9 protein-coding genes and 1 pseudogene are annotated in these 14921 nt (G+C 70.2%); 6 read left to right on the forward strand and 4 right to left on the reverse strand.

The features are described 5' to 3' along the window. Window positions 1–286: 286 nt before the first annotated feature. Both AB0D14_RS24860 and AB0D14_RS24865 read left to right on the forward strand, forming a co-directional pair. Window positions 287–3190, forward strand: coding sequence for an AAA family ATPase (locus AB0D14_RS24860; RefSeq protein WP_362782721.1), 2904 nt, complete (start codon window positions 287–289; stop codon window positions 3188–3190). Between the two features lie 375 nt (window positions 3191–3565). Continuing rightward, window positions 3566–4357, forward strand: coding sequence for a serine protease (locus tag AB0D14_RS24865; RefSeq protein WP_362782724.1), 792 nt, complete (start codon window positions 3566–3568; stop codon window positions 4355–4357). A gap of 129 nt (window positions 4358–4486) precedes the next feature. Here AB0D14_RS24865 and AB0D14_RS24870 read toward each other — a convergent pair whose 3' ends face one another. Next, window positions 4487–5614, reverse strand: a complete 1128-nt coding sequence (locus AB0D14_RS24870; protein ID WP_362782727.1) for a winged helix DNA-binding domain-containing protein — start codon at window positions 5612–5614, stop codon at window positions 4487–4489. A gap of 173 nt (window positions 5615–5787) precedes the next feature. Between AB0D14_RS24870 and AB0D14_RS24875 the strand changes: the two genes are divergently transcribed. The 4 genes from AB0D14_RS24875 to AB0D14_RS24890 all read left to right on the forward strand — a co-directional run bounded on the left by AB0D14_RS24875 (window position 5788) and on the right by AB0D14_RS24890 (window position 13218). Continuing rightward, window positions 5788–6966 (forward strand): magnesium and cobalt transport protein CorA, encoded by a 1179-nt coding sequence (locus AB0D14_RS24875; protein WP_362782729.1) that lies wholly within the window; start codon window positions 5788–5790, stop codon window positions 6964–6966. 270 nt (window positions 6967–7236) lie between these two features. Then, entirely contained in the window at window positions 7237–10449 is a 3213-nt protein-coding gene (locus AB0D14_RS24880; protein WP_362782731.1) for a family 78 glycoside hydrolase catalytic domain, read from the forward strand. A gap of 433 nt (window positions 10450–10882) precedes the next feature. Beyond that, window positions 10883–12751, forward strand: a complete 1869-nt coding sequence (locus AB0D14_RS24885) for a hypothetical protein (protein ID WP_362782734.1) — start codon at window positions 10883–10885, stop codon at window positions 12749–12751. An 89-nt stretch (window positions 12752–12840) separates the two neighbouring features. Then, window positions 12841–13218, forward strand: a complete 378-nt coding sequence (locus tag AB0D14_RS24890; protein ID WP_362782737.1) for a VOC family protein — start codon at window positions 12841–12843, stop codon at window positions 13216–13218. Between the two features lie 41 nt (window positions 13219–13259). On the opposite strand, the pseudogene AB0D14_RS24895 reads toward AB0D14_RS24890, so the two are convergent. The 3 genes and pseudogenes from AB0D14_RS24895 to AB0D14_RS24905 form a co-directional block, all read right to left on the reverse strand. Further along, window positions 13260–13490: pseudogene (locus AB0D14_RS24895) on the reverse strand (transposase); the annotation flags it as partial. A gap of 32 nt (window positions 13491–13522) precedes the next feature. Next, the gene (locus AB0D14_RS24900; protein ID WP_362782740.1) at window positions 13523–14020 is read right to left on the reverse strand and encodes a restriction endonuclease; all 498 of its coding nucleotides are present in this window, start codon (window positions 14018–14020) and stop codon (window positions 13523–13525) included. 445 nt (window positions 14021–14465) lie between these two features. Further along, on the reverse strand, window positions 14466–14792 hold the full coding sequence (locus AB0D14_RS24905) for a plasmid stabilization protein (protein ID WP_362782743.1): 327 nt from the start codon (window positions 14790–14792) through the stop codon (window positions 14466–14468). Window positions 14793–14921 lie beyond the last annotated feature (129 nt).

Here is a 14921-nt window from a genome sequence, read left to right on the forward strand (position 1 = left end):
GCGACGGTGACACAGGATCTGCAGGCCTGTCTGCGCTCGGCGACGCACAAGCTGGGCGCGCAGGTGGCTGAAAGCCGCGGTGGCGGCGCGGTGGTCGAGGTGGCGGCGCGGAGGGCGGGGCTGCTGCCGTGGAAGGTCCGCACCTCCTCGCGCGTTACATACAGGTGCGGAGGCCCTGAAATCCCGTATACCGAATTTCTGTTATTTCCCTCACGGCGCAACCCCCCGAAATGAAGGACCTTTTTGCATAATATTGATTCGGACACGACTTGAGGGGGCGGTGCGCGTGCGACGGGATTACGAGGAGCCTGTCAGACACCGTTCAGAGCAGGTCATCGGGCGGGAGGAGCTGCTCGGACGAGCACGCGACCAGCTCTCCCGAGGGAGCAGCCTCCTCCTGCACGGTCCGCCCGGAATAGGAAAGTCGACCGCCCTGCGGGCAATAACTGCGGAATACGCCGAATCGGCCCGAACTGTGTTGCGCTGCTCGGCCACCGAGTCGGAATCCCATCTCCCGTTCCTGGCGCTGGTCGATCTGCTCGGCCTGGTCGCCGACGAGGTCGCGGACACACTGCCCGCCCCGCAGCAGGCCGCGCTGGAAGCGGCGCTCACCGGCCGCGCCGAATCGTCGCTGCACCAGGACGGCCTGGCGCTGCGGCTCGCCGTGCTGTCGGTGCTGCGCGCACTGGCGGCCAAGGGGCCGGTGCTCCTCGTCGCCGACGATCTGCAGTGGCTGGACGCCCCCAGCGCCGAGCTGCTCGGGTTCGCCGCCCGCCGCCTCGGCGGCATGCCGGTGCGGATACTCGGCGCGGTGCGTACCGGCACCGAACCGAAAGAGCAGGAGCACGTTCCGTATCTACGCGCGTATCCTCCGGAGACACTGGCCCTGCGGCTGCCCCCGCTGTCCCGGCCGCAGGTCGCCGAGCTGATCACCGCCCGCGGATACACGGGGCTGCGCCGCTCGATCCTGCGGGACATCCACCACACCAGCGGCGGCAACCCCCTGTTCGCCCTGGAACTCGGCCGCGCCCTGGCCGAGAGCCCGACGCCGCCCCGGCCCGGCGAGCCGCTGCCCGTGCCGACCTCACTGCGCGCCCTCGTCCTCAGCCGTCTGGAACTGCTGTCCGCCGAGGCCCGGCAGACGCTTCTCGTGGCGAGCGCGGGAGCCCGCCCCACCCAGGCGCTGCTGGGGGCCGCGGGGCGTCCGGACGCGGAAGCCGAAATCGCCCTCGCGGCCTCGCTCGGGCTGGTGGCGGCCCAGGGCCAGGACGGTCAGGGCCCGGACGGCCAGGAGGGCGCCGTGCGTTTCGCGCACCCCCTCGTCTCGGCCGCGCTGTACGCCCAGGCAACGCCCCAGGAGCGGCGGGCCGCCCATGCCGCTCTGTCCACGGCGGCCTCCGAGCCGATCGAGCGGGCCCGGCATCTCGCGCTGGCCACCACCGGTACCGACGAGCAGGTCGCCGCACAGCTCTCCGAGGCTGCGGCGCTGGCCCGGGACCGCGGCGCCCCCTCGGTGGCGGCCCAGCTCGGGCTGCTCGCCGCCCGGCACACCCCGGCGGACGGCCGGCCGGGCGCGGACGAACGCCGGCTGCGGTCCGCCGAGGACGCCCTGACCTCGGGCGCGATCGACCTGGCCCGCGAGGTGGCCCGCGACGTCCTGGAGCGGGCGACGGACCCGGCCGTTCGGGTACGTGCCTGGATGGTCGTGATCGACTCGGCCGGGCAGGCGATGGCCGACGTCGAGTCCGTGTTCCCGCAAGCCCTCACGGACGCGGGCGACGACCCGCGGCTGCTCGCGCTGGTCCGCTACCAACTGGCGTGGCGGGCGCTGCTGGTGGAGGGCGCGATGGCGAAGGGCCGTGAGGAGGCCGCCCACGCGGCGCGGCTCGCCGCCACGGCGGGCGACCGGAGCACCGAACTGCTGGCCCTGTCCTTCCAGGCCCAGATGGAGACCCTGATGGGCCACCCCGCGGCCCCGGTGACGCTCGAGAAGGCCCTCGCGGAACCGCAGGACCTGCGGGTCGCCTGCGACCACAACGGCGCGGGTGCCACCCGCTTCCGCTGGTTGATCATGAGCGACCAGCTCACCGAGGCCCGGGCCACGATCACCCGGCTGCTCGGCGAGGTGCGCCGGCGCGGCATCGTCGAGAGCGAGGTCCACTTCCTGCGCGGGCTCGCCGAGACCGAACTGCACTCCGGGCACTGCGGCCGGGCACTCGACCTCGCCCACGAGAGTCTGCGGCTAGCCAGGGACACCGGCATCGGCGAGGCGGCGGGCAACATGTTCACCTCGCTCGCCGAGGCCGCGGGCGGCGATGTGCACCGGGCGCTCGTACTCGCCGGCGACGCGGTGCGCCGCGCCGAGGACGACGGCGACCTGATCTACCTCTCGCGGGCCCTGGGTGCGCTCGGGCACGCCCAGCTGGTGGCGGGGGACGCCGCGGGCACGGTCCAGTCGCTGCGCAGGGCATGGGAGTTGGAGCAGGGGCTCGGCATCTGCGACCCCGCACGGGGCCGTTGGCACGGCGATCTCGCCGAGGCGCTCGTCCTCATCGGCGAACCGGCGGAGGCGCAGGACGTCATCACCACCACGCGGGAGCACGCGGTCCGCCTGCGGCGGGCGAGCGTTCTGGCCGTACTGGACCGGGCCGAGGCCCTGGTGAAGGCTGTGACCGGCCATCACGAGGCGGCAGCACAGCAGTTGACCTCGGCGCAGGGCCGGCTGGCTCAGCTCGGCTACGGGCTCGAAGAGGCACGGGCCGCCTTCGCGCTGGCGCGGCTGCGCGCGGAGCGGTCGGGGCGGGGCTCGTACGACGAGGCGGCACGGCTGTTCCGGCGCTGCAGGGCGATGCCGTGGCTGCGCCAGCTGGACGCGGTCTCCGCGTCAGGCGCCTCCCCCGGGACCGGGACGCCCGGAACCCCCGGCCTCCCCGGCTCCGCTGCCTCCCCCACGGTCCCCGCTCCGACAGCTCCCGAGTCGGTGCTGCCGCATCTCGACCGGTTGGCCTCGACGGAGCGTCAGGTCGCGGCGCTCGTCCTGGAGGGCGCCACGAACCGGGAGATCGCCGCGCGCCTGTTCATCAGCGTGAAAACGGTCGAGGCAACACTCACCCGCGTCTACCGCAAGCTCGGAATCCGCTCCCGGGTGGACATCGTGCGACTGGCTGCGGGACAGCGACGGGGCGGCTGAACGCACCGGCTCTGGGGGCCGGTTGCCTACGGGGATGCTGATGGATCTCCGCGGGTGAAGGAGCACCCGCCGTTCAGGGGTGCGGGCCGCTCGGGAGCGCGGGGAACTGGCCGCTCGGGGGCGCGGGGAACTGCGCGACAAGCCCCCATCGGCGGCCACCCGGCCACCCCGGCCCCACAGCCGCAGCCGCAACCCGCATCCCGCCGCCCCGGCTGGAGACGGCCAAGATCATGACCGAGGGTTATCCCTCGGCAACTCCCGCAGGGAGTTCCCTCATTGGGGAAAGCACGGTTCCGCTTCTAGCGTGGGACCCGCCCCGCAGGCTGTCGCTCCACCCCCACAGTGCACCCCCCACCGGCACTCCTGAGGAGATCCATGTTCGGGCTCACCCTTGCCAAGAAGGCCGCCGCCGTCACCGCGGCGGTCGCCGCCGCCGCGACGACCTGTCTTCTCGGCGCGACCACCGCAAGCGCCGCTCCCCAGCCCATCGTCGGCGGTTCGACGACCACGGCGGCCGCGTACCCGTACGTCATGCAGATCACCAACGCCTCGCAGAGCCAGTTCTGTGGCGGCACCCTGGTGTCGGCCACCAAGGTCGTCACGGCTGCCCACTGCATGGTCGGCAGAACCACGAGCAACACCCGCGTGGTCGGCGGCCGCACCTACCTCAACGGCACCAACGGCACCGTCGCCCAGCTCAGCAAGATATGGATCCACCCCGAATACACGGACGCCGAGGAAGGCAACGACGTCGCCGTCCTGACCCTGTCGACGTCCATGCCGTACACGCCGATCAGTTACGTCTCCTCCTCCGAGACCAGCGTGTACACGGCCGGCGCCACCGCCCGCATCCTCGGCTGGGGCACCACCAGTTCGGGCGGCTCCTCCTCCAACCAGCTGCGTACGGCCACGGTTCCGACCGTGTCCAACTCCACCTGCTCCTCGGCGTACGGCTCGTCGTACATCTCCACCGACATGGTCTGCGCCGGCTACACCTCCGGCGGCGTCGACACCTGCCAGGGTGACAGCGGCGGCCCGTTCGTCATCGGCGGCAAGCTCGCCGGCATCACCTCGTGGGGCTACGGCTGCGCGGACGCGGGCTACCCCGGCGTCTACACCCGCCTGACGACGTTCTCCAGCCTCGTGACGACGCAGGTCAACTCCTAGTCCCAGTCCTGCTCCCGGCAACTCCATCAGAGCCAGGGGGCGTTGCGGGCCTCCACGAGCGGCCCGCAACGCCCCCTATCCACATGCCCGGCCGCGTCAGGCCGCGTCAGGCCGCGTCCGACCGTCACGTCAGCCGCGTACGACGGTCCCGAACCGGATGTCGTACTGGATGTCGTACGCGGACGACCCGTTCAGCACCGCGAGCGTCCGCACGGCTTCCTCGGTCACTTCGTCGCGCCGACTCCTGCTGAGCGTGCCGAAGGGCTCGACCGTGAGCACGGCCCGGTCGCCGGTCTCCTCCACTCGCCACACGCCCGCCAGGAATCCGTCGACGAGCAGGGTGCAGTGGGCCTGGTTGCCCCGCCAGGTGCGGCCCTTGTACTCCGCGGGCACCACCCGGGATCGGTCGGCGTGCGAGAGGAGCAGGTTGTCGAACTCGGGCAGCAGGCGGGCGGGAGCCGGGGTGTCCGCGTCCGGGCGGGGCGCGTCCGGCAGGTCGAAGAGCTCGACACCGTGTTCGTCGACGAAGGTGACCAGGCCGGGCCGCAGCCGCTCGAAAGCCTCCCGCAGCCGGGTCAGGCCGGCCCAGGTCTGCATGTCCTTGACGGAGGCGGGGCCGAAGGCGGCGAGGTAGCGCAGAACGGTGGCGTCGGGGGCGGGAGCCGGTTCGGACGGCCTGCCGAGCCAGTGCTCGGCGGTGGTGAGCGCGACCTGGCCGCTCTGACGCCACAGCCCGCGCGGAGTGACCTGCACGAGCGGCAGGCGACAGCGGGCCGCGATCGCGAGAGCCGACGGATCGGCGTCCGGCCACTCGGTGAGCAGCGCCTCCCGCAACTGCTTCATGGTCCGCGGCTCGGCCTCGACCAGCTCCCGGCTGATCGTGGCGAGGCGGTCCAGGTCCACTCCGGTGAGCCCCGCGCGGAAGCCGTACAACTCCCGCTCGCGGGCGGCCTGCACGAGCGGGCGCAGGGTGAGGCAGTCGTCGGCGGTGTGGGTGTGGATGGTGGAGCGCATGGTGACGATCCGCACCACCTCCCGCGCTTCCATGGCGACCGAGAGCTCCTCGGGGGCGAAGCCCTCCAGGCGGGCGGCGAGCGCGTAGTACGGGGGCTTCACGTTCTGCGCCTGAAGACCGACGAGATGTTCGACGGCATCGGTCGCGGACAGGCCGGTCCGGCGCAGGAGCAACTGCCGGTCGAGGGTCGCGCGGTTCAGCTCACGGGCGCTCAGCACGGGGGCGGTCGAGGTCTTCGTCATGCTCCGCACGCTAGCGGGGCCTGCGGACACCTTCTGTCCGCAGGCCCCGCCCTCCCTGTCCGCAAGCCCCGCCGTCCTCCCGCTTCCCCTGGCCGCTCCAACCATTTGACCCGTATATCCTGCTCCGTGATCAGTCAGCCAGACGTTCGACACGTGCGACACGGAGGCAGTCGATGCCGGAGCGCCGAACCCGCCCCGTACCCCCCGCGAAGGGCGGTCGGAAATCGGTGTGGCGACGCGCCATGGGCCCGGCCGCGCCACCGCCGCCGGATCCGCCGGCGCCCGGTCCCGCTCCCGGTCCCGCTTCCCCCGACGCGGCCACGGCCGAGGCAGGCAGCGTCGTACAGGCGGCGCTCTACCGCGACGGCATGCGGGTCGCGACGCCCGCCTCCCTCGCGGACACCTTCCGTGAACTGCGCGACCAGCCGGACGGCATGGCGTGGATCGGGCTGGCCCGCCCCACGGAGAACGAGATCCTGTCCCTGGCGGCCGAGTTCGACCTGCATCCGCTCGCCGTCGAGGACGCGATGGAGGCCCATCAGCGGCCGAAGCTGGAACGGTACGGCGAAACACTCTTCGTCGTCCTGCGCGCCGCCCGCTACCTCGACGCGTCGGAGGAGGTCGACTTCGGCGAGCTGCACGTGTTCCTCGGCCCCGACTTCCTGATTACGGTCCGGCACGGAGCCGCTCCCGAACTGTCCGCCGTGCGCCGCCGCATGGAAGAAACCCCGGAACTGCTGAAACTCGGCCCCGAGGCAGTTCTGTACGCCATCCTCGACGCGGTCGTGGACGGTTACGCCCCGGTCGTCTCCGGTGTCCAGAACGACATCGACGAGATCGAGACCGAGGTCTTCGGCGGCGACCCCTGGGTCTCGCGCCGCATCTACGAACTCTCCCGCGAAATGGTCGAGTTCCAGCGTGCCACCCGCCCCCTGGTCGGCATGCTGCACGCCCTGATGGCGGGCTTCGCCAAGTACGGCACCGACGAGGAACTCCAGCGCTACCTCCGCGACGTCGCCGACCACGTCACCCACACCAGCGAGCGCGTGGACGGTTTCCGTCAGGCACTCACGGACATCCTCACGGTCAACGCCACACTGGTCACACAGCAACAGAACGCGGAGATGCGGGCGTTGGCGGAGGCGGGCTTCGAACAGAACGAGGAGATCAAGAAGATCTCGTCGTGGGCCGCCATTCTCTTCGCCCCCACACTCGTAGGAACTATCTACGGCATGAACTTCAAGCACATGCCTGAGCTCGGCTGGAGCCTCGGATACCCCTTCGCGATCGGCCTGATGGGGGTTGTTTGCGCCAGTTTGTACGTGATCTTCAAGCGACGGGACTGGCTCTGAGCCAGGTCGATGCCGGGCAGCCGGCGGGCGAGAGAAGAGGCACAGCCTGAGCTGCCCATGACAGATGCGGCTCCTCCTTCGTCAACTGGGCGGTGGTTTTGGTCCTCGGGCCCAGCGAACAACTGTGGATAGTCATGCTCGGTCGCATGACGATTTGATCGTTTCATGCTGGCGACCCACTCATTCTCGGCGCAAGCATTGACCACCTGGACGCGGAACCCTAACCTCCGGGCATTCGCCTTGAAACCTTTCATGAGCCGAGGGTGCACCATGTCCTGGGACCTGTCGCGTCGAAGACTTCTCCAACTCGGTGGCGCCCCAGCCGCCTCGGTCGTGCTGACCGGGATCGGGCACCGGGCACTCGCGGCAGGGGGCCCGGGCGTCATCACGCCACCCGGCAAGCCCCCCGTGCCGACCGGGACCCTGACCGATCTACTCCCCCAGGCACTGGCCACGAGCGCCGGGCAGCGCCCCCGGTTCAGCTGGCAGGTGCCCGACTTCGGTGCCGGTAGCCTGCAGCGCGCGTACCAACTACAACTGGCCACCGCTCCGGGCGGTTTCAAGGACGAGCGGCTCGTCTGGGACTCGGGAAGGCGCCGGTCCGCGGACTCCATCGCCGTTCCGTACGCGGGTCCGGCCCTGAACCCGCGTACCGCCTACTGGTGGCGGGTCGCCAGCTGGGGTGAGAAGCGATCGGCCTGGTCAAAACCTGCCCTGCTCGCCACCTCGGTCGAGGACGAGTGGGAGGCCGAGCCGATCTGGGTGCCGTCCGGTCCGGTCATGGCCGACGGCACCTTCGCCGCCCGGCTGCGGATCACCGCGGTGGCCGCCGGGGTCTGGTTCCGCGCCGCGAACACCGCCGGCAACTACATGTGGCAGCTGCGCTCCGGCAGTCCCGGTGTCCTGCGCAAGCATGTCTGCGTGAACGGCACGTACACCGTCCTCGGCGAGATCCGGCTGCGCTCCGCGGTCACCACCGGGGAGTGGTTGGACCTCACCGTCACCATGACCGGCTCCACCTTCACCACCACCGTCAACGGCACCGTCGTCGACACCACCACCGACACCCGCTACGCCTCCGGCAGCATCGGCCTGCGCAACGGCCTGACCGAGTCCCAGGTCTACGACCGCGTCACCTTCACCGCCGCCGACGGCACCGTCCTCCTCGACGACGACTTCACCTCCGACAAGGGCACCTTCTCCGCCGGCACGGTTTCCGGCGGCATGCTCACCTTCCCCACCGGCGCCTCCTCGCTCTCCTTCCACGGGGCCGACGACACCTGGGCGCTGTTGCGCCACGAGTACGACACGGCCGCGGACAAGGAGATAGCCGCCGCCGTCCTCTACGTCGCGGCCGCCTCGCCCGCCCCCGCCCGTCAGTACGTGGCCAAGCTCTGGAGCAACGGCACCGTGGTCGGGCACGCTTCCGTGCGTTCCGGCACCGGGACCGCGTACCAGGCGTTCGATGTCACCTCGACCCTGCGGGAGGACGGCAGGCCCAACGCGCTCGCCGCCCTGTGCTGGACCACTTCGCAGCAGAAGCTCCTGGCCCAGCTGGAGATCACGTACACCGACGGCAGCCGGACCACCGTCGCATCGGGAGACCGCTGGAAGGCGCGCCGCCAGGCCGGGTTGTTGCCCGCGAAGGGAAGCGCGGGCAGCAGCTTCTTCACCGTCCCCCAGGAGTACTGGGACCTGCGGCAGGAGCCCGTCGGCTGGACGCGGCCCGGCTTCGACGACAGCGGCTGGCACACGCCCGTCGTCCGCACCGCGATCAGCGGACTCGTCCCGGCCCCGATCGAGCCACCGCGGCTGCACGACATCACCCCCGCCTCCGTCACCAAGGCCGCCGACGGCCGCTGGCTGGTCGACCTCGGCCGGGAGATCGTCGGCGGGCTGACCCTGAAGGTCACCGGGAGCGCCGGCGATACCGTCGAGGTGCGGCTCGGCGAGGAGCTCAACGCCGACGGCACCGTCAGGTACCAGTTGCGCGCCACCAACACGTACCGCGAGGTGTGGACGCTGCGCGACGGGAAGCAGAGTTTCGAGCACTGGGGTTACCGAGGCTTCCGCTGGGCCGAACTGCGCACAACGCTCGACCTGTCCGGAGCCGTCGTCACCGGCCGCGCCTGGAAGCTCGACTGGGACGACAGCGACGCCTCCTTCCGCAGCTCCGACCCCGACCTCGACCGCGTCTGGGAACTGTGCCGGTACTCCATCGAGGCCACCCGCGGCGACCTCTACACCGACACCCCGACCCGGGAACGCGGCCCCTACGAGGGCGACGCACTGATCAACCAGCTCTCCGAGTACGGCGTCCAGCGCTCCTACGCGCTGGCCCGCTGGTCGAACGACTACCTGGTCCGCAAGGGCACCTGGCCCACCGAGTACCGGCTGATGTGCGCGCTGTCCGCCTGGGAGGACTACCTCGCCACCGGCGACGACCGGCAGCTCGCCAAGGACTACGACCTGCTCGCCGCGAAGAACCTCACCGCCTACCTGGACTCCCGAGGCCTGGTGCGCAAGGCTCCCGGCAGCAGCAGCCAGGACCTGGGCGACCTCGTCGACTGGCCGACCACCAGCCGCGACGGATACGTCTTCACGAACGTCAACACCGTCGTCAACGCATTCCAGTACGCGGCCTTCGACGCCCTGTCCAGGTGCGCCACGGTACTCGGCAAGGACGACGATGCGACGGTCCTGCGCTCACGCGCCGACACCCTCGCCACGGCCATGCGCGCCACCCTGCTCGACAGCGCGGCCGGCCGGTTCCTCGACGGCGCGGGCACCACGCACAGCGCCCAGCACGCCACCGCCTTCCCGGTCGCGCTCGGCGTGTCGGACGCACTGGACAACCAGGTGCGCACCCGGCTCGGGAACACCCTTGCCGCGGGCGGCATGCGGATGAGTGTGTACGGGGCGCAGTTCCTCCTCGATGCCCTCTTCCGGCTGGGCCGCGCCGACGCGGCCCTCGCGCTGCTCACCTCCACGGCCACCGACTCGTGGCTGCACATGCTCGACGCGCTCAAGGCCACCATCGTGACCGAGGCCTGGGATCCCGCGCTGAAGTCCAACATGACGCTCTCCCACGCCTGGGCCTCGGCTCCCGCGAACGCGATTGCCCGGCACGTGCTCGGCGTCCGCGTCACCGCTCCCGGCGCGGCGGAGTTCCTGATCCGCCCCAGGACCGGCGCCCTGACCGATGTGGCGGGGACGGTGCCGTCCGTGCGCGGCCCGGTCAAGGTCTCCGTGCACCGATCGGCCGACGCCCATACGACACGGACGACGGTGCCGCCCAACTCCCGCGCGGTGCTGGAGGTGGAGATCGGCGACGCCCGGCCGGCGGACTACCGGGTGACGGCGAGGACACCCGGCGGACAGGGACGAGTGGAGGTCAGACCGCTCACCGACCTCACCGGCACCGTGCTGCGGATCGGGCCGGTCGGCTCCGGCACGACGAAGGTCGAGCGCACCCGTTCCTGACGGCGTGGCCCCAGGGTGACGGCCCGGGGGCCAACCCCGTCTGAACGGCCAAGGACAGCCCCCACCAGATCCCGCCCAGGCGGAGAACACATCACCTCGACGGCACAGCGGAGGCAGCCAGCGACCGTAGATCATTTGTCAGACACGATCAGACACGACCTGACCTCGCGAGTCCTGACATCGGTCCTTTGCCGGCCTCACTGCGGAGTCCTTTGACAGCCTCACTCCGGGGACTCGCGCCGGGACCATCGGTCCAGCTGACTGGGAGCCCGTCACGGCCCGTTCGCAGGCCGTCGCACTGGCGGACACCGCGCACTTTCCTTGATCTGGCATAGAACCTTGATCTGGCACAGAACGCTGTCCAGCGGCCGCCTCATCGGGCTTCGCAACACTGTTCAAGGGCGCTCAGAAACGGAGTTGTAGGGTTCCGGGCATGAATTCGATCACCGGCGGCGGAACCCCGGACGAACTCGTGGTGGCCTACTCCGCCCTGCTCGGAACAGCGAAGCCGGCTCAGGCTCGCAAGGCGGTGCGCGAACTGGTGGTGGTCACTGACAACGGCGCCGCGTTGGAGCTGGCTGCCCGTTTCGCGCCGGTCGCGGACCTCGCCCTGGACACGCTGCTGCGGCTGTGGCCGGCGGCCGGCGACCCGGACGGCTTCGCCGCGGCCCTGCTGGCGCCGGCCTTCCGCCGTGAGGGCCGTACGGAGCTGACGCTGAAGCGCGTGACCTCGCTGTCGGGCCTGCGGCACCTCACCATGCTGCGCACGCTGACAGTGGATCGCTGCAAGGAGATAACCGACCTCGCAGAGCTCAGCGCGCTCACCGAGCTGCGCCACCTCGACCTGAACGGCTGCGCAGGAGTCGAGGACCTGACCCCCCTCAGCGGTCTCACCCAGCTCACCCGGCTGAGCCTGCACCGCTGCCGTCCGGTGTCCGACGTCAAGCCGCTGCTGACCCTCAGCCGCCTGCGCCACCTCGATCTGAGCATCACCCGGGTCACCTCGGTGATTGATTTCGCAGCGGCGTTCCCCCTGCTTCAGCACCTGAACCTGCACGGTTGCCGGTCCTTCAAATCCCCGGCGCAGCTCTCCGGCCTGACCCGCCTCACCCACCTCGATCTCGGCTGGACGGCCGTCCGCGACCTGACCGGCCTGACAAACGTGCCCGCACTCGCCGCCCTGCACCTGGCGAGCTGCAAGCAGCTTCGTGACCTGACCGGCATCGCCGCGGCAGCGAACCTCTCCGAGCTGGTCATCGAGGATTGCCCCCGTTTCCAGTCCTTCCGCGGTTTCGGCCACCACCCCAGTCTGACGACGCTGGAGATCAAGGGCTGTCCGGACTTGTTCGACCTGCGCGGAGTCTCCGCACTGACGCACTTGACGCAGTTGCGGATCGTGGACAGCGAACGGTTCGCCTCCGTCACGGGAGTCGGGCCCTTGCCCTCCCTGGAAAAGATCACCTTCGAGAACTGCCCCGCGCTGGCGGACTTCGCGGACCTGGCCGGCCTCACCGGCGCGTACCGGCTTCACCTGGACGGGCTGGGCCTGCTCCGGGACCTCTCCCCGTTCGCGTCCCTCCCTGGCCTGCGCGGGCTCAGTCTCGACAGGTGTCCCGGACTGCTGGACCTCACCGGCCTTGGCTCCCATCGCGCGCTGGAGGAACTGTCCGTCAGCCATACCGACAGCCTGAGCGGCCCCGGTGACGTGGGGGATCTGCCGACCCTGCGCGAGCTGGGGTTCAGCAGTCTTCCCTCGCTCACCGACCTCGGCTGCCTCGACGGCTTGACCGCGCTCACCAAGGTCAGTGTGCGGGATTGCCGTGCGCTCACGGACGTCAGCGGGCTGGCCGGCACCCCGGTCACCGACCTGACACTCGACAGCGTCACGAGCCTCGACTCGCTCGGCATCCTGGAGACTTGCCCCGACCTGCGCGTACTGAGCGTGGAACGGATCCCGCAGCTGATCGACTTCCCTGCCCTTCGCTCCCTGACCCGGCTCTACCTCTCCCGCCTGCCCTGGGGGGACCTGTCGCCCCTGGCCGGCCTCACATCGCTCCAGTCCCTGCGTATGGGCTACATGGACGAAGTGACGGACATCAGTACGCTGGCCGACCTACCCGACCTCTCCGAACTCCTCTTCGGCGGCCACCACGCCCTCACCGAGCTCGGACCCCTGCTCGAGATGAAGTCGTTGCGACGGCTCAACAAGTCACTGCAGATGAACGGGCAGATACTGCAAGGCCGACGCGATCCCGTCCTGACCGAGCTCAAGGCACGCGGGCTCGCGATCGACCAGCGCTGACCGTCACCGACACCGGCGCCGCATGTTGGAGATGGCGGGCCGTGCGTGCCAGCGAGCGTAGAGGCGGGTGTCGAGGGCAAGGAGAGGGCATGACGACGCTCGCAGCCTTTGTTCTCGGCACTCCCGACCCGCCCGCGCTGGCCGACTTCTACCGGGCCCTGCTGGGCTGGCAGGAGGTGGAGCGCGACCCGGAGTGGGTCCGCCTGCGGGCTCCAGGAGAGGAGCGTCCGAGCCTCAGCTTCCAGCTGGAGACGGACCACACACCCCCGGTGTGGCCCCAAGAGCCGGGCACTCAGCAGATGCAGGCCCACTTGGACCTGCAGGTCGACGATCTGGAGGCGGAGACGGAGACGGAGCGAGCGTGCGCGCTGGGCGCGACGCTGGAGGAACACCAGCCCCAGAAGACCGTACGGGTCCTGCGCGACCCGCACGGCCACCCGTTCTGCTTCTTCCTTCCGGGAGCCTGAACGCCCCGGCTCAACACGCCGCCCCGTAGCGGTCCGCCGTGGAAGACGCCGGTGAGCACGTCGCGCAGCCGGTTGATCATCCGCACCCGCTCGGCGGCCATGCCGGTGCCGTACGCGGTCAGCAACGCAAGGTCTGCGGCCAACCGGGCGGGCACGCCGATGGTGGTGAAGTCGCGGCGCCGGCGGGCGGTTTCGGCGATGACGCAGGCGTCTCGTGCGTCGGTCTTGGTCTCGCCCCGGTAAGCCCAGGACATACGGTTGGGCCGTCCCGGGCCACCCAACAATTCCCGGGCCACCCAACAACTTACGGAGCTTCGCGTGCTCGTCTGTCCGTCGTCGATCGAACCCGGGAAGCCTCATCGTTGCGCTTCCGTACCGGGCCCCGACGACGCGGCATCCCGCCGCCGGCCCCGCTCAGGGACAGTAGCGATCCCAGGGGAGCTCCGCTGTTCCAGGAGCCGAACAGGTTTCGGTTCAGGGCAACAATGTTGTGTTTCAGAGCCAGTTCACGTGCTGCTTTGCCGTACTCGCAGGTGGCTACGAACACAGCGACGTCCGCGTGGTGCTCGTTGAAGGCCATGCCGACGAACTTCTGCATGTCGCCGCTGGGAACTGTGCGATGGGATGCGTAGTGCTTGACCTGTATGACGAGGCGCCGCCCGTCGGACATACGGCCGACGACGTCGGCGGCCAGGTCTCCGGAGCCGCCGACCACCGAGACCTCTGTGCACCCGTCGCGACGGCACAGCTCCGCCACGTAGTGTTCGAAGTCCTGCCAGGTCATGGCGTCGATGGCGGCCATGGAACGTTCCAGCTCCATGCGCCGGTCCTGTTCGCGCCAAGCGCGGTCGCCGACACGCTCCCTTTGGTGCCTCCTCCACAAGAGCCATGCTGTGACGCCCACGGCTCCTATTGCTGTGACTCCGAGCAGGAGCCACAGCGACTGCCACAGGATGAAGAGCGTCGCCGCCAGTCCGGCTACAGCCAGGAACGCGCGTTGCCGTTGCCGTAATTCTCGTTGCCGCCGCGCCTTGGTGACGCGGCGCCCCTTCCCCTTCGGCATCGCGTTGCCTCCCCCTCAAACGAATCCGGTGGGCAGTGTGGAAGCCTCCAGAGACGGTGCCAAGAGGGCGTTTCCAGCCATCAGGGGATAAGCCCAAGGCGTGCGATGTGCCCGTGCCGCCGCGTTCGGTCTCCCGCCGCGCCGGTTGCGGCGCCACCGGACAGTCGCGGATCCGGCACCGATATCAGCGGCCGAGTGCCTTTTGCAGTTGTTGCTTGTTCATGGAGGAGCGGCCGTCGATGTTGCGCTTCTTCGCCTCCTCGTAGAGCTGATCCTTCGTGGGCCCCTGGGAGCCGCTGTGTGAACGCTGCCCGCCACGCTGCGAGGCAGACTTCGGGTCACGAGTGGAGGTCTTGCTGGCACTCTTCGCCTCGCCGGCGCGGGCGCGCTCCTTGTTCACCGTGCGGGACGCGATCTCTTTCGCCCGGCCCGTCGACTCGCCGCGTTCCTCGGCGCCCTCCTTGATGTGCTCGTACTGTCGTTCCCGCTTTCTGGTCGATCCTGCAGGCATCGCTTTACTCCTGTCCTCGGCTGCGATCCGTGGGCCCTGGTCTGTAGGCCCTGGTGGACGCTCCACGGGTTCCCCCTTCCGCGGGTCGCATAACGCACTGCACGGCTTCTGCGCGCCCCCAGGGGGGCC

The organism is Streptomyces sp. NPDC048484, from assembly GCF_040651415.1.
Lineage (GTDB): Bacteria > Actinomycetota > Actinomycetes > Streptomycetales > Streptomycetaceae > Streptomyces.